Source organism: Kitasatospora sp. NPDC054795 (genome assembly GCF_053611565.1).
The window spans coordinates 1-18,449 of record NZ_JBSHAP010000118.1 but is presented as its reverse complement, the minus strand read 5'-3'; the positions used below and the strand labels follow the sequence as shown (position 1 = coordinate 18,449).

The following is an 18,449-nucleotide window of genomic DNA, read 5'->3' as shown; positions in this document are numbered from 1 at the left end:
GGAACCATCTTTCTTCTCGGAGAAGTTGGATGGTAGGCATCGGAAATTCCCCGTCCACCGACCCCTGACGCGATCCATACGACAAGATCAAGAAGCCTGACGCCTTTCACACGCCACCCCGGTCCGGCGAGCCCTGCGGACCGGACTCGACCCCAGCGACCTGCCCCGGGCAGGCCGGATCGGAGGACCCGCGAGGTGTCGACCTCACCGGAGTTCCACGGCTTCGACCTGGTGCGGCGCGGCTACGACCGCCCCGAGGTCGACCGCTATCTCAGCGCCCTGTCCGAAGCCGGTTCACCGCCGCCGCAGCCGGCGTTCCGGATCAGGTGGCGCGGCTACGACCGCGAGCAGGTCGACGCACGCATCGCGGACCTCCTGCGCGGCAGGGGCACCAGCGCGTAACCCACGCTACGGGCTCGGCGCAGGAAGTCGGACCGGCGACTCTGCTGGCGAAGTATTTGGTCTAGGTCAGGCTCAAGCCGTCGTTGCGATGCCGTGTTGGGTGCAGAGTGTGTGGATGCGGGTGGGGCGGCGGCTTGGTCTGGTGGTGGTGTCGAAGTGGGCGCCGAGTCGGCGGATGTTGACGGCCATGCCGATGAGGACGTTCTGGAGGTGGGTTTTGGCGAGGCCCCGGCATGTGCTGTCCACCCGGTGGTTCGAAGCCGCTCAGACCGCGAAGTCCTCGTGGGGTACCGCCCGTTCCCATACGGCCTCGAAGGCCTTCGTGCACAGTTCCACGGTGGCCGGCTCCTCCGTCATCACGTTCCGGGGGTCAGCCCACTCACCGTCACCGGTGAACAGGTTGAACCGCACGATCCGGCTGTCGAACAACCAGAAGTCGGCCCCCGGCAGCGCAAGGTCCAGCGCCCGGGCCCGCGGCAGCCACCGGATCTGCTCACCGGCCACGATGTTGGTGAACGTGTGGGAGTGCTCGTAGCGGATGTACTCGGTGACGGGCTCCGACACGATCCGGGCACGCCGGATGGTCACCCCACGGGCAATGGTCTCCACCACGAAGTCGTGGAACGGATGCCACCACTCGTCCCGGTCCTCCGGGGAGTACCGGTGCCCGGCCTGCCACGCGGCGAACTGGTCGGCTTCGTCGGCGACGCTGTACTGATCACGCATCTCCAGATGCACGGCCGACTTCTTCGTCTCCCGGAGCAGGCTCCTGAAGTCCGGCACGTTCGATGGCATCGCAAGCCTTCCTGATGAAGGGGATCATTCGCTCGGGAGTGCTGATCACGGACTCGTGGGCAGGCACACCGACCTTGTGACCGGCAACCCACTCGGTCCCGCTGACCTCCGCAAGCTCGGCCCCGGTGACGGTGTCACTCTGAATCACGAGTCGACGCTGAACCACGTCCGCCCAGACGGTGGGCGAGCCCTCCTCGTTGGTCTCAGGATCGATTCCGAAGAACTCTAGGCCCATGGCTGCCTCTCCTGTCACACGGCTTGCGCATGCTCGCGATCGAAGGTGACGCGGCTACCAGCATCCGGCGCCCGGTTCCGCCTTGTCCGGCGTTTCCTGACGAACCGCCCGTCCGATCGACCCCGGGCCGACCCGGAGCAGTGCCGCAGCCCCCGGCGCGTGGGCGGCGGGGGCCGGCGGGGTCAGGCGTCCTCGTCGGGCGGCGGGGCCGTGCGGAGGGCGGTGACGACGCCCAGGGCCACGATGGAGACCGCGACGGCGAGGAGGACGGCGAAGGCCGTCCCGATCAGGAACCTCACCAGGAGTCCCGCTCCGCGTCGAGGAGCAGGACGAGGAGGTTGAGGAGGGTCGAGGCCGGCGCCGTGTTGAAGCGGACGAGGACGCGGCCGTCGATGGTCCGGTCGGTAGCGGCCGAGGGGAAGATCAGGCCGAACTTCCGCCCCCGGTCCTGGACTTCGGCGAGGAGCGTGCTGATGTGGGCGTCGGTGTAGTGCCGGATCCGGGGGTCGGTCGGCAGCATCGGGTGGCGGCGGGCCATCACGCGGCGCCGTCCAGCTCGAACCAGACGGATTTGGCACGCTCGTGGGGGTCGACGCCCCAGCGGTGGGTGAGGCCCTCGACCAACTGGAGGCCCCGGCCGGACTCCGCGAGCAGGGAGAGCGGCGGGGTGGTGGGGAGGATCGGGCTCCCGTCCGTGACCGAGACGCGCAGCGAACCGTTGGTGGAGATGATCTCGACGAGCGGGGCGGGGGTGTCCCCGTGGCGCCAGGCGTTGACGAGCAGCTCGCAGAGGGCGAGCTGCGCGTCGGAGATGACGGAGGGGGACCAGCCGACGCGGGTCATGGTGTTGTGGAGGGTCTGACGGGCGATGGCGATGGTGGGGGTGTTGACGTGACGCATGGGAGTTCTCCCGAGGCGTGAGTGAGGGAGGAACCGGCGGAACATGTGTCGCCGTGAGCCAGGCCGGTGGAGATGGAGGTGGCTGCTCTTCGGTGCTTGCCAGCAGGCGTTACTGACGATCCGTCGGATCGATGTGAGATCGACCATAGCGCACACAAGTATCCAAATTTCCACCCTCCCTGGATTCTTCCCCCTACGGTGGTAACTGGTGGACCGCCGATCGACACGCGCGGCACACTGGCCACACGCACGCCTGGAAGGAAGTCATGCCGCCACGATCGAACCCAACGCTCCGTCAACGCAGGCTTGGGACCGAACTGCGAAGAATCCGCGAGCACGCCGGGTTCGGCGGCTCGCAGCTCGGCCGTTCCGTAGGTATGAGTCCAGCCCAGGTGACACAGATGGAGTCAGGCCGGATCGGCATCAGCGTCGAGCGGCTCCACACCATCGCGGCCGCATGCAACTGCGCCAACCGACCCTTGATCGACGCGCTCACCGCCATAATCACGGAGAGGGGAAAGGGCTGGTGGGAGGAGTATGGCGAGGTCCTCACCTCGGACTACCTTGAGGTCGCCGAGATCGAAGGCCATGCCGAGAAGCTCTCCATGTGCACCACCACATACATCCCAGGCCCCCTCCAGACCGCCAGCTACGCCTCGGCCGTTTTCAAGAGGATCTTCCCACCGCTCCCCCGCAAGGATGTCGACATCCGAACCGCGTTCCGCATCCAGCGGCAACAGGTCATTCGTTCCGGCCGGACACCGTTTCGAGCATTCATCCACGAAGCCGCACTGAGGATGCAGTTCGGTGGGCCGATGGTGCTCGTGGACCAGCTTGACGCCCTGCTCGAAGACTCCCAGCAGCCCGGAATCTCCGTTCGGGTCGTTCCCTTCGCAGTTGACACGTTTCCCGGCGCCGGAGAGAACCTCACGTTCGCGGAGGGACCGGTCCCCGAACTCGACACCATCCAGTTGGACGTCTCGCAGGGCGCCCTGTTCTTCGACTCTCCAGCGGACCTCGCCAAGTACCGGGCGATCTTCGCGCGTCTTGACTCCACAGCTCTCCCTGAAGATGGATCTCGAAACTTCATCCGATCCATCAAGAAGGAACTGGAAGAAACGTATGCCTGAATCGGCATGGCAGAAGTCCAGCTACAGCGCCTCAAGCAATGAGTGCGTCGAGGTCCGTTCGGTCCCCGGGGCGATCGAACTCCGCGAGTCCGACGAGGGCCACCTCGTCCTCCGCACCACCCCCACCACCCTCGCCGCCCTCCTCCACGGCCTCAAAGCCGGCGAATTCGACCACCACGCCTGACCGCCCCAACCCCGCAGCGCCCCTCGCCCACCCTGGTGCGAGGGGCGCCAGGCACTCAGTGCCTCCGGGGCAGCCGCCCCAGGAGGCCGTGGCCGCGGGTCGTCTGCCAGCGCGACCGCGCCAGTCGCAGCACCGTGTCCCACTGCTGGCGGACCTCGTCGTCCGGCGGGCGCTCGCCGCGCCCGATCCTGTCGAGTTCGTCCCGCACCTCCCGTCCGAGCGCCGCCGAGGCCACGATGGCGAGCATGGCTCCGAACAGGGCGGAGAGCATGGCGAAGACCGCCCCGATCGCGCCGTAGCGGTCCGTGGAGGAATTGAAGAGGCGCGGCAGGTAGACGCCCATGGCCACCGAGTAGCCGGACAGCAGGACCGCCGCGATGCACGCGAACGGCACGAGGTCGAGCCGGGGGATCCTGCCCGCGGACAGCAGCCGGCCGCCCCAGATGAGGAAGGCCGCTGTCAGCGGTGCCTCCACGACGTCCGCTACCAGTCCCAGCGGCCCGCGGTCGAGGGCGGCGTGGACCCAGCCGCTCAGTGCGACCCACGCGGCCAGCAGCGCGATCCACTTGAGGCCGTTGACCGTGTTGCGCACGCTCAGCGGCTCCAGCTCCCAGCCCTGCTCGAACAGCCGCTGGGCGGCCCGCGCGAAGCTCAGCACCGAGACGAGGAGGAAGGCGATCCCGAAGAGCCCCGCGGTGCCCCAGTAGTTGGACGCGGAGAGCATGTCGCGCACGGCTTCGGCGCCGCCCCCGGTGAGGCCGTAGCGGTCGATGACGCGCTGGGCGACGTCCTTGCCGCCCAGGCGGACGACGAGGGTGCCGCAGACGATGGCCAGCGGCACCAGGGCGGTGAGCGCGGCGGAGGCCAGGGCCATCGAGCGGTCGAAGCCCACGAGTCGCTGGAACCGGCTGACCACGCGCAGCGCGAACGCCGGGCGGAGCCAGAAGGTCGCCGTCCTCAGGATGGTCTCGCGGCTGATCCGTCTCGTGTGGCCCTCCGGAGTGACAGTGGTGGGGTGTCGGCGCGGGAAGCCGGGGAAGCCGGTGAGCACGCCGCCGGTGTGATCCTCGCGCGGCGGGCTCAACCCGCTGCGGCAACCCGCCGGAACGAGTTCCTCCGGCTGCGACCCGAGAGGTGGCGCGCGGCGCGGGAGCGGCCCTCGGCCGGCTGATGTCCTGTCGTGTCGGGCCTGTCCGTGGATCCCGTGTCGAGCTGCGGGGTTGCCGGGGAGGAGCCCCCTGACTCGGGCACCGCACGGCGGTGCCCGAGGCCCTACGGCTGGTCAGACGGTGAGGAGTTCCGTGGAGGTGGTGGCGGCTTGCAGGGCGTCGGGGTCGGGGACGATGCCGATCCCCGGGCCGGTGGGGACGGTCAGACGGCCGTCGTGGAGGACGAAGGGGTCGGTGATGTCGCGGGTGTAGTAGCGGGCCGAGGCCGAGATGTCGCCGGGCAGGGTGAAGCCCGGGAGCGCGGCCAGCGCCAGGTTGGCCGCCCGCCCCAGCCCGGTCTCCAGCATGCCGCCGCACCACACCGGTACGCCGTTCGCCAGGCACAGGTCGTGGATCCGGCGGGCTTCCAGGTACCCGCCGACCCGGCCGGGCTTGATGTTGACGATCGAGCACGCCTCCTGCCGGATGGCGGTGGCCGCGTCCCGGGCGGAGGTGATCGACTCGTCCAGGCAGATCGGGGTGTCCATGCGGGCCGCCAGCCGGGTGTGCGAGAGCAGGTCGTCGGGGGCGAACGGCTGCTCGATCAGCGTCAGCCCGTAGGCGTCGAGCCGGCGCAGGTGGGGCTGGTCCGCCGGACCGTAGGCGGTGTTGGCGTCCACCTGCAGGGCGATGTCCGGGCCGAACGTCTCCCGGACCGCTCGCAGCGGCTCGATGTCCCAGCCCGGTTCGATCTTCAGCTTGATCCGGGCGTAGCCCGCGCGGAGGTAGCCGTCGACGGCGCTGATCAGCTCGTCGACGGTGTCCGTGATGCCGACCGACACGCCGACCGCGAGCTCGGTGCGCGTCGCCCCGAAGTACTGGGCGAGGCTGATGCCGGCGGTCCGCAGTTCGGCGTCCAGTACCGCCATCTCGACGGCCGTCCTGGCCATCGGATTGCCTCTGACCGGCCGGAGCAGCTCGGGTACCAGTGCCGCGGTCAGCCCGGGGGCCCGGGACAACCGGGGCAGCAGGAACTCACGTACCACTTCCCGGGCCCCGGCCAGGTACTCGGCGCTGTACGTCGGATCGTCGTCGGCCACGCACTCGCCCCAGCCGACGGCTCCGTCGGCCGTGGTGACCTTGACCAGCAGCGAGTTCCGGTGTTCCTGGGTTCCCAGTGCGGTCCGGAACGGCGCGACCAGGGGCAGGGCCACCTCACGCAGCTCGACCTGCTGCAGCTTCATTCCGATGTTTCCTTCCGTCGCAGGACGTACCAGCCGGACCGGTCGAACCCGTCGATCCGGTAGCCGTTCTCCAGGGCGCCGCCGAGCGCCCGGCGCATCGCGGACCGCCAGCGCCGGGCGGCGGCCGGATCCGTTCGCCGCAGGGACTCCGCGTCCACGGGGGTGACACAGCGCAGTACGCCGCCGGTCGCGGCGCGCGGTACGGGCTCGCCGTTGCCGTCCGCTTCGAGCACGGGTTCCGCCGCGGCCGGGTCCGGCAGCGGTGCCGGTGCGTGCGGCGTCCCGTGCACCGGCCAGCTGACGAACAGCCGGTCGGAGTCGTCGCCGTCGTTGATGCCGTCGGCCAACGGCCCGTAGAAGTCGGGCAGGTACGCCTCCGCGACCGCTCCGAGCCGCCGCAGGTTGAAGTGGGCGTTGCGGCGGATCAGCGGGTCGTACGTCCACGAGATCGACGACAGGCCCGCCTGGGCGGCCCACTCCCGCTGGTGCGACTTCATCGCCGCGCCGATCCCGCGCCCGCGCATTCCCGGCAGCACGCCGGCCACGTGCGAGTGCAGGCTGTCCCCGACGGTGCGGAATCCGGCGGTCACGCCGACCATCGCCGTCCCGAGATACGCCGCCGCGACGTAGCCGCCGGTGTGGGCGAGCGCGCACATCACGTCCAGGGCCAGCGGTGGCTCGGCGATGTCCGGGGTGTTCCACACGGCGCGCAGCACCGCGTCGGCCTGCTGGAGTTCGGGTACGGTCCGGAGCAACCGGATTCGGACGTCCGCCCGTTCCGCGCCGGCGGAAGGAAGATCGACCGTGCGACGAGTCTGCTCGGCGGGCCGCCCCGGGCCATTGGCGTCCGGGTCCGAGTTCACCTGGCCTCCTTTGTGCCGATGTCCGGCAGCCGTAGCCGCAGTTGCAGCGCCAGTGCCAGCCGCAGGTCCGGATCGTCGATGTCGATCAGCTCGGCCAGCCGGCGCAACCGGTGCCGCAACGTGTTGGGGTGCAGCGTCATGGCCTCGGCGACCCGTGGCACGTCGTAGTGCCCGGCGATCCAGCAGCGCAGTGTCTTCTCGTACTCCGTTCCGTGCCGGGCGTCGTGGTCGAGCACCGTCGACAGGGGCTCCCCGTGCAGGGCCGGACGGTACCGGAGCGCCTCGTGGACGTCCCGCAGGAATATCGGGGCGGCCAGCTCGTCGTGCCGTCCGATCTCCGTCCTGCCGAACGGTCCGCACACCACCTCGAGCGCCTGCCTGGCCTGGCTCAGCCCTGTCGAGACGTCGGCGAGGCCGGGGAGGGTGCGGCTGATCCCCGCCCGCCAGCCGCCGCCCAGGGTGTCGCTCGCCCGGGCCAGCACCGTCGCGATGATCAGCTGGATCACGGGCGCGTCGGACGCCGTGTCGACCACCGCCACGGCCTGACCGTCCAGCGCTCCGGCGGCGGCTCCCAGCCGGTAGGCGGAGAGTCCCATCCGCAGCAGGTCGCCGACGTATTCGGCGGCGGAGTCCGGCGAGACGCCTCGCGCGTGACCGGCCGGTTCGCCGAAGCGGCCGATCACCAGCACGGTCGCCGGGGCGTCGAAGCGTATCCCGAACGAGTCGGCGAGTCCCCGGGTCGCTCCCAGGCCGCGGAGCAACCAGCCCAGGCGCTCGGCTCGTTGCCGGCGCTCGGCGTCCGCCGCGAGGCTGACCCGGGCCAGGTGGGGCGCGGCCAGCCGCGCGCCCTCGGCGAGGACGTCCGCCGCCTCCTCCGTCAGGGGCTCATCGCCTTGGAGCACCCAGATGGTGCCCAGCGCCTCGCCACCGTCCCGGATGGCGATGGCCAGGCGCGGCCGGTACTCCTTCGGCTCGTGGCTCCAGACCGCGGTGTCGGAGCGCAGGACGGCGGCGTACTCCTCGGCGTGGGTCGGGTGGTCCGGCACCCGGCGGCCGAGGATGCCGTCACGGCGCGGGTCGTCGACCAGTTGGCCCGGGACCGTGGAGTAGGCCAGCACGCGCATGGACAGGTCCTCGATCGCCACCGCGCCGCCGGCGCGCACGGCGATGTCGTTGGCGAGGGCGAATAGGTCGGTGGACCGGTGCCTGTTCGGCTCGAACACCGGGCTGGTGATCGCGCGCAGCGCGTCGATCAGGGTGTAGAGCTGCCCCCAGGAGATCTCGGCGCTGCGCTCCAGGAGCGCCACTCCGGTCCGTTCGGCCGCCTGTGTCAGCGCTGCCGTGTCCGTGGTGCCGGCTCGCATGACCACCGCCGTGGCGTGGTGCTCGGCTGCCCGCTCCAGGACGTCGGCGGTCAGTCGGCCGGGTACCAGGACGATCGCGTCGGTCAGCCCTGTCCCGGGGGCGTCGGTGTCATGGATCGTGGGCGCCCCGACGGCGACCGCCCGGCCTCGCGGCAGTGCGAGCGGCCGTAGGAGGTCGGTTCCCAGGCTGTCGAGCACGACCCCGAGGGTGATCCCGGCGGGGGCTGTCATCGCCGCTCCGATCGCGGCATCCGGCCCCGGCGCTCTCCGGTGGACTCGCCGTCGGCGGTCACCTGTTCACCGGCCGGGAACAGATGCGTCGTTCCGGTCGGCGGCAGCTGCCTCTCCGGACCGGCCACCGCCGGCCGCGGGGTGGTGTGGCCCACCAGGGGGGCGAAGTGGTTGCTCGGCCCGGCGGCCTTCCGGCGGCTCGGCGGAGTCGGAGTCATGGGGAGTCCTCGTCAGGGGATGGGTCGGGTGAAGGGGGCGCCGGTGAGGGACACCTCGGGGCGGTCGGCGGAGAGCGAGCAGCGGACGGGGGCCGTCAGGGGGCGAGGTTGAGGCCGGGGGGAAGTCCCAGGGGGGTGGTGTCGTCGGGCTGTCGGACGAAGCGCATCCGGTGGACACCGTGCGTGCTGATCAGGAGGTCGTCGCCGCTGGGGCGCAGGCTGATCAGGCCGCCCGCGCGGAACGCGCCGTCCGGTGCCGGTTCGATCGTCCCGACGAACTCCAGGCCGAGTTCGAGCGTGCCGTCCCGGGTGACCGTCGCCAGGACACCGAGTTCCGGACTGCGGTAGACGGCCGGTGGCAGTGTGGCACCGGCAGCCGCGGGGGGACAGCGCCGGTACTCCGTGGCGCGGCCGGGGCGGTACACCGATCCGATCCTGATCGTGCCGGACGACACCCGCAGCCAGAAGCCGGCGCTGTCCTCCAGGCCGTGCCAGCTGCCGTCGACGGCCGGGGCGAACTCGCCGGCGGACGGCGCGTCGTGGATGCGGATCCGGCCGTTGCCCGCGGCGTCGATCCGCAGGGTGAGGCCGGTTCGCGGATCCAGCCAGTCCCCCGTCAGCCGGGCGGCGGGCTCGGCGGCCACCGGGTCCGCCGTCAGCGCGACGGGATCGTCCTCGGGCAGCCCGGCGGCCAGCCGGAGCACCCGGGTGGCCAGCTTCGCGGAGTCGATCGAGGAGTTGTTGCTCAGCAGCGCCACGCCGAGGTCGGCGTCCGGCATGAACAGCAGCTGGGACCGGTACCCGGGGACACCGCCGGCATGGCCGAACGCCGGGTGGCCCGCGATCGTCGTGTGGTAGAGACCCAGCGCGTACGGCCACTCCTCCCCGTCCCCGGAGTCGACCTGCCGCACCAGCCCGTCGCGGATGTCGGCGCCCAGGACCCGGCCGTCCTGCAGGAACCCGAACCACGGCGCCAGGTCGGCGACGCTGGTGGCCAGGCCGCCGTCGCCGACCGCGGACTCCTCGGTGTCGGCGCGCCGGACGGCACCGCGGGTGACGTCGTACCCGTAGGCGAATCGCGGCAACGGCTCCCGGCTGTCCTCGCGGAACACGGTCTCGTTCATGCCCAGCGGTGTGAACATCCGGTCCGTGGTGAACTCCCCCAGGGTGCGACCGGTGAGCCGCCGCACGAGCGAGGCGACCAGGACGTACCCCGTGTTGGAGTAGGAGAACGCGGTCCCCGGTTCGAAGTCGACCTCGGTCAGCCCTGCCACGAAGGCCAGCGTCCGGTCCTGGGTGATCCTCGTCAGCGGGCGGCCGGCGATCGTCGCCAGCGCCAGCCAGTCCCGCAGACCTCCCGTGTGCCGCAGACATTGACCGACGGTCACCGGCACCGCCAGCTTCAGCTCGGGCAGGTGCGTGCGGATGTCGTCGTCCAGCGACAGTCGCCCGTCCCGGCACAGCAGCAACGCCGCCGCGGCGGTGAACTGCTTGCTCATGGAGGCGATGTCGAACCGTGTCCGGGTGTCGACCGGCGCCTCGAACTCCACGCTCGCCAGCCCCGCAGACGCCTGGTGGATCAGCTTCCCGTCGGTGTAGATCCCGACGGACAGTCCCGGGTCACCCGGGCGTATCGCCGAGCCCACGACCTCGGACAGTGTTGTTGAGATGGCCATGCACCCCAGACTCTCAGTCAGGACTGCCCGGAGGGTTTGTCCTGACAGGCAAAGTCCGCTCGCCGAACGTTGGCCGAAAGGACATGCCCCTATGCCTCCTGACGTCAGGAGCATTCCTCCCGATCAGCGAATGGTCCCGGGCCGCCGGCCGGCAGTCGACCTGCCCCGCGGGATGGACGATCAGCGGGGTGCGTGGGGCCGGCGCACCGGCGTGGCGCGGCCGCCCGAACCGTCCGCGCTCAGAGCCGGTCGGCGTCGAGGACGGCCTGCGCGAAGGCCTCGGGTGCCTCCTGGGGGACGTTGTGGCCGACCTCGGGCAGGCTCCGGTGGAGGTAGGGGCCGGTGAAGAAGTCGCGGTAGCCGGCACCGTCGCCGGGGGCGGTGAACGGGTCGCGGCCCGCGTCCAGGGTCACGGTCGGCACGGCGATCCGGGGACGGGCGGCGAGGCGGCGCTCCAGCTGGTCGTAGCGGTGCTCGCCCTCCGCCAGGCCCAGCCGCCAGCGGTAGTTGTGGATGACGATCGCCGCGTAGTCGGGGTTGTCGAAGGCGGCGGCGGTGCGGTCGAAGACGGCGTCGTCGAAGGCCCAGGTCGGCGAGACCTGCTGCCAGACCAGGCGGCACAGCTCGCGGCGCTTGTCCCGGTCCTCCATGGCACGCCGTCCGCGTTCGGTGGCGAAGTAGAACTGGTACCACCAGGTGTGCTCGGCGGCGGGCGCCAGCGGCTCCTTCTGCATCTCGACGTCGGTGACGAGGTAGCCGCTGACCGAGACGAGCGCCTCGACCCGCTCGGGCCACAGCGCGGCGATGATGTCGGCGGTGCGCGAGCCCCAGTCGAAGCCCGCCAGCACGGCCCGCCGGATGCCCAGCGCGTCCATCAGGGCGAGCACGTCCAGGGCGACCGCGGCCTGCTGGGCGTTGCGCATCGTCCGCTCGGACAGGAAGCGGGTGGTGCCGTGGCCGCGCAGGTACGGGACGACGACCCGGTAGCCCCGGGCGGCGAGCAGCGGGGCGACGTCGAGGTAGCTGTGGATGTCGTACGGCCAGCCGTGCAGGCAGACGACGACGGGGCCGTCGGCCGGGCCGTCCTCGGCGTAGCCGACGTCGAGGAGGCCGGCCCGGACCTGGGCCAGGCGGGCGAAGCCGGTCCGGGCAGCGGGGCCGGGGGCGCCGGCGGCAGGGACGGGGGCGCCGACGGGGGCGGCGGCCGGTGCGGCCCCGGCGGCCCGGGCCCGGGCCCGGGCCTGGGCGGTCAGGGACAGCGCGGTGGTGCCCGCGCCGAGTCCGACGGCCCTGGTGAAGGTGCGCCTGTCGATCATGCCGGGTTCCTCCTTGGTGCGAACGTGCCGTTCATTCCAGCCTGTTGACACCACGCCAACGTCCTGGACCGCCTCGGCGCGCCGCCCGTGGTCCCCGGGACGGCTGGGAACGCGAGCGCCGCCCGGGGCCCGCGAGGCCTGCGGGGCGGGGCGGTGACCTGTTCGGCGGTCGCACGATTGGGTGGCGACCGCTATTGATCCCGCACTGTTCACCGGGGCCTGCTGGAGTGGACGGGCGCCCCACTCCCGTCGCACTCCTCACCCACCGGGCAGGTGAACGACATGACCGACCGCCCCCCGCACCCCGGCGTCCCGGCCCGGCCCGCGCTGTACCTCCGCTGTTACCCCGCCGACGCGGCGGGGCTGGAGTACCAGCGCGCGGTGCTGGAGCGTCTGGCCCGCTACCGCGGCCTGCCGGTGCCCTCCGCCTTCCTGGACGACGGGGTGCGCTCCGGCGACCCGCACCCCGCCCTGGAGCGGCTGCTGGAGCGGGCCGAACAGGGCTGGGTGAACGTGGTGCTGGTGCCGGGGCCGTTCGTCTTCTCGCTCGACGACCGCAGTGCCCGGGCGACCGTGCGCCGGCTGGAGGCGCTGGGCTGCGCGGTACTCGAACTGCCCGGCCCGGACGTCCCGCCGCCCCACCCGCCGGTCCGTGCCCGGACCGCCTGAACACACCGCCCGCACCGCCCGTACGCGCACGGACACACCGCCCGCACCACAGGAACACACCACGGGAGCGCGCCCCGGGAACGCACCCCGGAAACGCACCGCACCACCCGCACCACCTGCACCGCAAGGGCGCCCCGGCAGGTACCGCCGCAAGCCGTCACGGCATGATGTGCCCATGGCCTTCGCAACCCTCCTCGGCGAGCGCCGCGCCCCCGAACCGACCGGACGGCCGTGAGTCGGCCCGTCGAGCCGGGGTCGCCCGGCGCCGGTTTCGTGTTCGTGGGGCGCCGGCCCGAACTGGACCGCCTGACCGACGCGATGCTCCGCCCGCCCGCCGTGGTCCTGGTCGAGGGCGAGGCCGGCCTGGGCAAGTCCCGCCTGGTGGCCGAGGCCGCGGCCGGTGCCGCGGCGGCGGGCCGCCTGGTGCTGACCGGCTTCTGCCATCCGCTGCGCGAGCCGCTGGCCTTCGGCCCGGTGGTGGACGCGCTGCGCGGCGTCGGCCCGTTCCTGCCGCCCGCCGACCGCATCCCGGCCAGTGCCGGGGCGCTGCGTCCGCTGCTGCCCGACCTCGCCGACCGGCTGCCGCCGCTGCCCGCGGCCGCCGGCGAGGGGACGCCGGGGCTGCGGCTGCTGGTCCAGGCGGTGCGCGCCCTGCTCGGCGCGCTCGGCGAGACGGTGCTGGTCGTCGAGGATCTGCACTGGGTGGACGACGCCACCCGCGAGCTGCTCCTGCTGCTGGCCCGGGACGTGCCGGAAGGGCTGGCCCTGGTGCTCACCTACCGGGCCGAGGACCTGGCGCCGGACACCCCCGCGCTGGGCGCGGCCTACCGGCGCCCGGCCGGGGTGGGCGGTGCGCTGATCCGGCTGGCCCCGCTCGCCGAGGCCGAGGTCGACGAGCTGGCCCGGGCGGCGCTGGGCCCGCGTGCGACGGCGGCGCTCACCCGGGTGCTGTTCGACCGCAGCGAGGGACTGCCGCTGGTCGCCGAGGAGGACCTGATCACGCTGGGCGAGCGGCGCGGTTCCGGTGCGCTGACCAACGCCGCGGACCTGGCCGCCGACCTGGAGCAGTCCGAGGTGCCGCGCGGCCTGCGCGACGCGGTGACCGAACGGCTCGCGGCGCTGTCCCCGGAGGCCTCCGCGATCGCCTCGGCCGCCGCGGTGCTGGGCGTGCCGGCCGGGGAGGACCTGCTGGCCGCCGTGGCCGGCCTCGACCCGCAGGCCGCGGCGGACGGCCTCACCGAGGCGCTGCGGGCGGCGGTGCTCAACGAGAAGCCGCTGGCCCGCTACGGGTTCCGGCACGTCCTGGCGCAGCAGGTGGCCTACCGCCGGCTGCCGGGGCCGCGGCGCGGCGCGCTGCACCGGCGGGCGGTGGCGGCGCTGGGCGCGCGCGAGCCGAGGCCGCTGGTGCAGATCGCCCACCACACGCTGGCGCTCGGCGACCGGGCGGCCTGGCAGGAGGTGGCCGAGGCGGCCGCCGACCAGGCGGTGGCGCTCGGGGACAGCGGCAGTGCCGGCGCGCTGCTGCGCCGGCTGCTGGACGAGCCCGACCTCGATCCGCGGCGGCGCGGGCGGGCCGCGCTGGCGCTGGCGCGGATCGCCGCCGACGGCGTGGATTCGGTGGCCAGCGCGGCGACGCTGACCGCGATCATCGCCGATCCGCGGCTGCCGGTGCCCGACCGCGGCGAGATCCGGCTGTCGCTGGGCTTCCTGATGGCCGTTCACGGCGGGGACCGGGCCGGTTTCGACCGGATGGAGGAGTCCCTCGACGAGCTGGAGCAGCGCCCGGGCCGGGCGGCCCGGGCGATGGTGGCGCTGGCCATGAACGAGCGCGACGGCGCCGGCGAGCGCGCCCGGCAGTGGCTGGAGCGGGCCGATCGGACGCTGGCCGCGAACCCGGACGAGGAGGTGGCCGCCGCGGTGCGGGCCACCCGGCTGACATTCCTGGCGCGCGAGGGCGACCCCGCGGTGTGGGAGCAACTGGACGCGCTGCCGCGCAGCTCGCGGCGGCCGGAGATCGTCCGGCAGACCACCCGTGCGCTGTACAACGCGGGTGAGATCGCCGTGGAGCTGGGCCACGACCGGCGGGCGGCACAACTGCTGGAGGAGAGCCGGCACCTGGCCCGTCGGGCGGCGATCCCCTATCTGGAGTGCTACAGCCGGATCGCGCTGGTGCGGCTGGAGGGTCTGGCCGGGCGGTGGGACGGGCTGGAGGAGCGGCTGGCCGCGCTGGGCTCGGAGTTCCCGGACCTCGCGATGGCCGGGGTCGAGCAGGCCCTGCTGCGGGGCCGGCTGGCGGCCGCGCGCGGCCGGCTCGCGGAGGCGCGCGCCCACTTCACGGAGGCGGGCCCGTACGGGGAGCGGGAGTCGCAGGTGACCGGGGCGCTGCGGGCGGCGGCGGGGCTGGCGGGGCTGCAGCTGGCGGAGGGGGACGTCGCGCGGGCGGCGGCCACGCTGGTGCCGGCGCTGGACGCGCTGCGCCGGGCCGGGGCCTGGCCGCGGGCCGCCGAGTTGCTGCCGGTGGCGGTCGAGGTGCTGCTGGCGGCGGGCGACGCGGCGGGTGCGGCGGAGCTGGTCGAGCAGGCGCGGGCGCGTCTGGAGGGGCGGGACGCGCCGGCGGCCCGGGCGGCGCTGGCCTTCGCCGGCGGTCTGCTGTTGGCCGGTACGGGTCCGGCGGGCGCGGGCGGGGATCCGGCGGGCGCGGGCGCGGAGTTCGTGCGCTCGGCCGGGCTGTGGCAGCGGATCGGGCGCCCGTACGAGCAGGCGCGGGCCGAGGAGCGGGCGGCGACCGTGGCGGCGGGGGGCGACCGGGCGGCGGCCGGGGAGCGGATCGCCGCCGCCGAGCGGGCCTACCTGGCGCTGGGCGCGGCCTCGGACGCGGCCCGCTGCCAGCGGCTGCGGCGGGAGCTGGGCCTGGGCCGGGCGGCCTCGCCGGGACGGCGCGGCTACGGCGAGCGGTTGTCCCCGCGCGAGCGCCAGGTCGCGGCGCTGGCCGCCCAGGGCTCGGCGAACCAGGACATCGCCCGGGCGCTGTTCCTGTCGACCCGTACGGTCGAGCACCACGTGGCGAGTGCGCTGCGCAAGCTCGGGGTGGGCCGGGCGGGGCTGGGCGAGGCGCTGGCCGCCGCGGACGGGGCCCCGGAGGGCACCGGCTGAGGGAGAGAGAAGGGGGGTCCCGCCCGCTCCCTCAAGGGGCGGGACCCGGTCCAGGGTCGGCCGTGCCGGTGGGTGCCCGGCTCCGGCGGTCAGCCGTGCCGGTGGTGCCCGGCGCGTTCGACGAGCCGGGAGAGCCGGGCCAGCCGGGCCAGGCCGGGCCGGCGCAGGCCGCTGCTGCGGCGGGCGGGCAGGACCAGCCCGGGGTCGGGGGCGGTGAAGTGGGTGTCGGCGTAGAGCCGGAGACGTTCGCGGCGGGTCATGGGGCGACCTCCGGGGGTGAGGGTCGTCGGTGTGGGGCGGGCTCCAGGAAACCGGCCGCAGGGGGGTGGGAACAATGCGTACCGCTACCCAATCCCCCGTACCGAATCCTGGGTACCCGGCGTTCGCACACCTCGGACGGGCCGTCAAGCGGTGTTGCCCCACCCGGGTGAAAGAAGCGTCCGGCAGGCTTCGGCGCCCGTCCGCGCAGGTACGTGGTTCTGCTGTTCGTGTCACCTCCCGACAGCGAGGTTCCCGTGTCACCTGCCCGACAAGTGCGTCCGCGCCCACCGCACGTCCTGTCCGCGTTGCTGGCGGTGGTGCTCGGTGCGGGTGCGGCCGCCCTGAGCGTTCCGGCCCCGGCGGCCTCGGCGGTGCCGCCGGAGGCCGTGCGGGCCCGGCCGGCGGCGAACGCGGCGGAACGGCCCGCGGCCCGGCAGGCGGCGCGGCCGAAGCCGCGCGGTGCCGGGACGCAGCGCCCGATCGGCCCGGACCCGGTGGTCGACCTGCTGGCGCACGGCAACCTCACGATGGCCTCGAACTCGGTGCTGACCTGCGACGACAGCGACGGCACGGTCTGCTCGGACACCGAGGGGTCGAACAACGGCCGGACCAAGTTCGTCAAGGTCGACCCGAACGCGCCGGGCCCCAACGCCTCCTCGGCGCAGCTGCTGCTGCCGGCCGGGGCGAGCGTCCTGTCGGCGCGCCTGTACTGGCAGTTCAACCCGACCAACACCAGCACCGCGGGCGGCACGTCCGGGGACATCAACCTGGGCAACCGGGTCTCCTGGAAGGTCCCGGGTGCGAGCGGCTACCAGCAGGTGACCGCGGACACCTACGACTGGTTCGATCAGATGGTGGGCGGCAATCCGCCGGAGCCGCTGCTGGCCGGCGGGGCGGTCAAGGACGTGACGGCGGAGGTCCGGGCGGCCGGTCCGGGCAGTTACACCGTCGCCGACATCCAGGCGTGCGCCGGCCGTTCCTCCGCGCAGAACTTCGGCGGCAACAACGTGGGCTGCTGGGGCGGCTGGTCGCTGGTGGTCGCGTACGAGGACGCGGCGGAGCCGCTGCGCTACCTCCAGGTCTGGGACGGCTACCAGCTGCTGCGCGACCCCAACAACTCGACGACCCTGACCCTGGGCGGCATCCGCACCCCCGCCACCCAGGCCCCGCGGGCCGTCATGGGGATCACCGTGGGCGACGGTGACGCGCCGATCGCCGGGGACTCCCTGGCCGTCGGCTCCACGCCCACCGACCTGACCCTGCTGCCGATGCCCGGCCCCACGGGGGTCGGCACGGACAACGCGTTCACCAGCCGGATCGACCACGTCGCGACGAACGGCACCGGCACCAACATCACCACCCGCGACCCCGACCCGGTCAACAACTACGGCTACGACGCCCGGATCATCGACGTGACCGGCAAGATCCCGGCCGGCAGCGAGCAGGCGCTGGTCCGCATCAGCGGCGCCGGCGACGCCCTGGAACCGCAGGCCGCCTGGCTGGCCCTGGACGCCCTCGAACCCGACCTGCGGATCACCAAGGCCAACACCCCGCCCGGCAGCCCCGACGACAACCCGCCCGGGCTGGTCGGCCCCGGCGGGACCATCACCTACACCTTCGCGGTGGCCAACCGGCGCCAGGACGGCACCAGCACCGACCTCGACACCGCGACCGGCGTCACCGTGACCGACACGATCCCGGCCGGCACCACCTTCGTCCCCGCCTCCAACCCGGCCTGCCAGGCCGCCGGACAGACCGTGACCTGCACGGTCCCGGACCTGCCCCCGGGCGCCGAGGCCGACGTCGCCTTCCAGGTCACCGTCGACGCCTCCACCGCCGTCGGCACCCACCTCGACGACACGGCCACGCTCCGCTTCCGGGGCAGCCAGACCCAGCGGGCCCAGGAGCGCACCAGCAACACCGTGCGCAACACCGTCGCCGCCGTGCCCGGCTACACCGTCGTCAAGACGGCCGACCCGACCACCGCCAAGCCCGGCGACACCGTCCACTACCGGATCCAGGCCACCAACACCAGCCGGACCGACGCCCCCGGGGTGACCCTCACCGACGACCTGTCGGGCGTGCTGAACTCCGCCGCGTACAACAACGACGCCACCGCGGACCGCGGTCGGGTCCAGTTCGCGGGCACCGCGCTGACCTGGAGCGGGGACCTGCCCGTCGGGGCCACCGTGACCATCGGCTACTCCGTCACCGTGCGCTCCCCGCTGGCCGCCGACGCGGTCCTGCGCAACACCGTCTCCTCCGGCACGTACGACAACAACTGCTCGCAGGGCTCGACGGACGCGCGCTGCCGCGCCGAGGTCCCGGTCACCGTCCCCAGCCCCAGCCCCAGCCCGAGCCCGACGTCGTCGCCGAGCCCGACCCACAGCCCGAGCCCCAGCCCCAGCCCGACCGCGAGCCCCTCGCCGCACCCGACCCACAGCCCGGGCCACAGCCCGACCCACGTCCCCCCGCCCGACCACGGTCACGGCGGCCAGCTGCCCGAGACCGGTAGCAACGCGGCCCGGCTGCTGCCCGTCGTCGGCCTCACCGCGCTCGGCGCCGTCGCCGCGGGCGCGCTCCTGCTGATCCGCGCCCGCCGCAGCCGCTGAGCCCCGTCACGACCGCACTGCCCCGGCCGCGCCCACGCCTCGCGTGGG

At 73.4% G+C, this 18,449-nt stretch carries 19 protein-coding genes; 6 read left to right on the top strand and 13 right to left on the bottom strand.

All coding sequences use genetic code 11. From position 1 onward, the window contains the following. Window positions 1-195 precede the first annotated feature (195 nt). Window positions 196-402 (top strand): hypothetical protein, encoded by a 207-nt coding sequence (locus tag ACWGJO_RS32380; protein WP_452189229.1) that lies wholly within the window; start codon window positions 196-198, stop codon window positions 400-402. Between the two features lie 72 nt (window positions 403-474). Here ACWGJO_RS32380 and ACWGJO_RS32375 read toward each other — a convergent pair whose 3' ends face one another. The 5 genes from ACWGJO_RS32375 to ACWGJO_RS32355 all read right to left on the bottom strand — a co-directional run bounded on the left by ACWGJO_RS32375 (window position 475) and on the right by ACWGJO_RS32355 (window position 2,332). Then, window positions 475-648 (bottom strand): hypothetical protein, encoded by a 174-nt coding sequence (locus tag ACWGJO_RS32375; protein WP_452189227.1) that lies wholly within the window; start codon window positions 646-648, stop codon window positions 475-477. Window positions 649-666: 18 nt separating this feature from the next. Continuing rightward, entirely contained in the window at window positions 667-1,197 is a 531-nt protein-coding gene (locus ACWGJO_RS32370; protein WP_452189225.1) for a DUF6879 family protein, read from the bottom strand. After that, the gene (locus ACWGJO_RS32365; RefSeq protein WP_452189223.1) at window positions 1,121-1,432 is read right to left on the bottom strand and encodes a hypothetical protein; all 312 of its coding nucleotides are present in this window, start codon (window positions 1,430-1,432) and stop codon (window positions 1,121-1,123) included. The genes ACWGJO_RS32370 and ACWGJO_RS32365 overlap by 77 nt, the downstream gene beginning before the upstream one ends. 295 nt (window positions 1,433-1,727) lie before the next feature. Then, window positions 1,728-1,970, bottom strand: coding sequence for a hypothetical protein (locus ACWGJO_RS32360; RefSeq protein ID WP_452189222.1), 243 nt, complete (start codon window positions 1,968-1,970; stop codon window positions 1,728-1,730). Beyond that, window positions 1,970-2,332 carry an ATP-binding protein gene (locus tag ACWGJO_RS32355; RefSeq protein WP_401047295.1) on the bottom strand — a complete coding sequence of 121 codons (363 nt, stop codon included), beginning with the start codon at window positions 2,330-2,332 and terminating at the stop codon, window positions 1,970-1,972. The genes ACWGJO_RS32360 and ACWGJO_RS32355 overlap by 1 nt, the downstream gene beginning before the upstream one ends. A gap of 266 nt (window positions 2,333-2,598) precedes the next feature. Between ACWGJO_RS32355 and ACWGJO_RS32350 the strand changes: the two genes are divergently transcribed. Both ACWGJO_RS32350 and ACWGJO_RS32345 read left to right on the top strand, forming a co-directional pair. Continuing rightward, the gene (locus tag ACWGJO_RS32350) at window positions 2,599-3,462 is read left to right on the top strand and encodes a helix-turn-helix domain-containing protein (protein ID WP_401047292.1); all 864 of its coding nucleotides are present in this window, start codon (window positions 2,599-2,601) and stop codon (window positions 3,460-3,462) included. After that, complete coding sequence (locus ACWGJO_RS32345) at window positions 3,455-3,646, top strand: DUF397 domain-containing protein (RefSeq protein ID WP_452189220.1); 192 nt, start codon at window positions 3,455-3,457, stop codon at window positions 3,644-3,646. Before ACWGJO_RS32350 ends, ACWGJO_RS32345 begins: the two co-directional genes overlap by 8 nt. A gap of 55 nt (window positions 3,647-3,701) precedes the next feature. Here the strand turns inward: ACWGJO_RS32345 and ACWGJO_RS32340 are convergent, their stop codons facing one another. The 7 genes from ACWGJO_RS32340 to ACWGJO_RS32310 all read right to left on the bottom strand — a co-directional run bounded on the left by ACWGJO_RS32340 (window position 3,702) and on the right by ACWGJO_RS32310 (window position 11,706). Next, on the bottom strand, window positions 3,702-4,697 hold the full coding sequence (locus ACWGJO_RS32340) for a hypothetical protein (RefSeq protein WP_452189218.1): 996 nt from the start codon (window positions 4,695-4,697) through the stop codon (window positions 3,702-3,704). A gap of 231 nt (window positions 4,698-4,928) precedes the next feature. Next, window positions 4,929-6,038, bottom strand: coding sequence for an o-succinylbenzoate synthase (gene menC / locus ACWGJO_RS32335; RefSeq protein ID WP_380551940.1), 1,110 nt, complete (start codon window positions 6,036-6,038; stop codon window positions 4,929-4,931). Continuing rightward, window positions 6,035-6,901 carry a GNAT family N-acetyltransferase gene (locus ACWGJO_RS32330; protein ID WP_452189216.1) on the bottom strand — a complete coding sequence of 289 codons (867 nt, stop codon included), beginning with the start codon at window positions 6,899-6,901 and terminating at the stop codon, window positions 6,035-6,037. The genes menC and ACWGJO_RS32330 overlap by 4 nt, the downstream gene beginning before the upstream one ends. Beyond that, window positions 6,898-8,496, bottom strand: a complete 1,599-nt coding sequence (locus tag ACWGJO_RS32325; protein WP_452189214.1) for a PucR family transcriptional regulator — start codon at window positions 8,494-8,496, stop codon at window positions 6,898-6,900. The genes ACWGJO_RS32330 and ACWGJO_RS32325 overlap by 4 nt, the downstream gene beginning before the upstream one ends. Next, window positions 8,493-8,714 (bottom strand): hypothetical protein, encoded by a 222-nt coding sequence (locus ACWGJO_RS32320; protein WP_452189212.1) that lies wholly within the window; start codon window positions 8,712-8,714, stop codon window positions 8,493-8,495. Before ACWGJO_RS32320 ends, ACWGJO_RS32325 begins: the two co-directional genes overlap by 4 nt. A gap of 95 nt (window positions 8,715-8,809) precedes the next feature. Beyond that, on the bottom strand, window positions 8,810-10,390 hold the full coding sequence (locus ACWGJO_RS32315) for a serine hydrolase domain-containing protein (RefSeq protein ID WP_452189210.1): 1,581 nt from the start codon (window positions 10,388-10,390) through the stop codon (window positions 8,810-8,812). Between the two features lie 239 nt (window positions 10,391-10,629). After that, a complete protein-coding gene (locus ACWGJO_RS32310; protein WP_452189208.1) occupies window positions 10,630-11,706 on the bottom strand; it encodes an alpha/beta fold hydrolase in 1,077 nt (358 codons plus the stop codon). A gap of 282 nt (window positions 11,707-11,988) precedes the next feature. On the opposite strand from ACWGJO_RS32310, the gene ACWGJO_RS32305 reads away from it, so the two are divergent. Both ACWGJO_RS32305 and ACWGJO_RS32300 read left to right on the top strand, forming a co-directional pair. Further along, window positions 11,989-12,375, top strand: coding sequence for a recombinase family protein (locus tag ACWGJO_RS32305; protein ID WP_452189206.1), 387 nt, complete (start codon window positions 11,989-11,991; stop codon window positions 12,373-12,375). 231 nt (window positions 12,376-12,606) lie between these two features. Further along, the gene (locus tag ACWGJO_RS32300; RefSeq protein WP_452189204.1) at window positions 12,607-15,528 is read left to right on the top strand and encodes an ATP-binding protein; all 2,922 of its coding nucleotides are present in this window, start codon (window positions 12,607-12,609) and stop codon (window positions 15,526-15,528) included. An 89-nt stretch (window positions 15,529-15,617) separates the two neighbouring features. Here the strand turns inward: ACWGJO_RS32300 and ACWGJO_RS32295 are convergent, their stop codons facing one another. After that, entirely contained in the window at window positions 15,618-15,788 is a 171-nt protein-coding gene (locus ACWGJO_RS32295; protein WP_359915435.1) for a hypothetical protein, read from the bottom strand. 273 nt (window positions 15,789-16,061) lie between these two features. Between ACWGJO_RS32295 and ACWGJO_RS32290 the strand changes: the two genes are divergently transcribed. Further along, a complete protein-coding gene (locus ACWGJO_RS32290) occupies window positions 16,062-18,401 on the top strand; it encodes a DUF7927 domain-containing protein (RefSeq protein WP_452189202.1) in 2,340 nt (779 codons plus the stop codon). The last annotated feature ends 48 nt before the right edge of the window (window positions 18,402-18,449 follow it).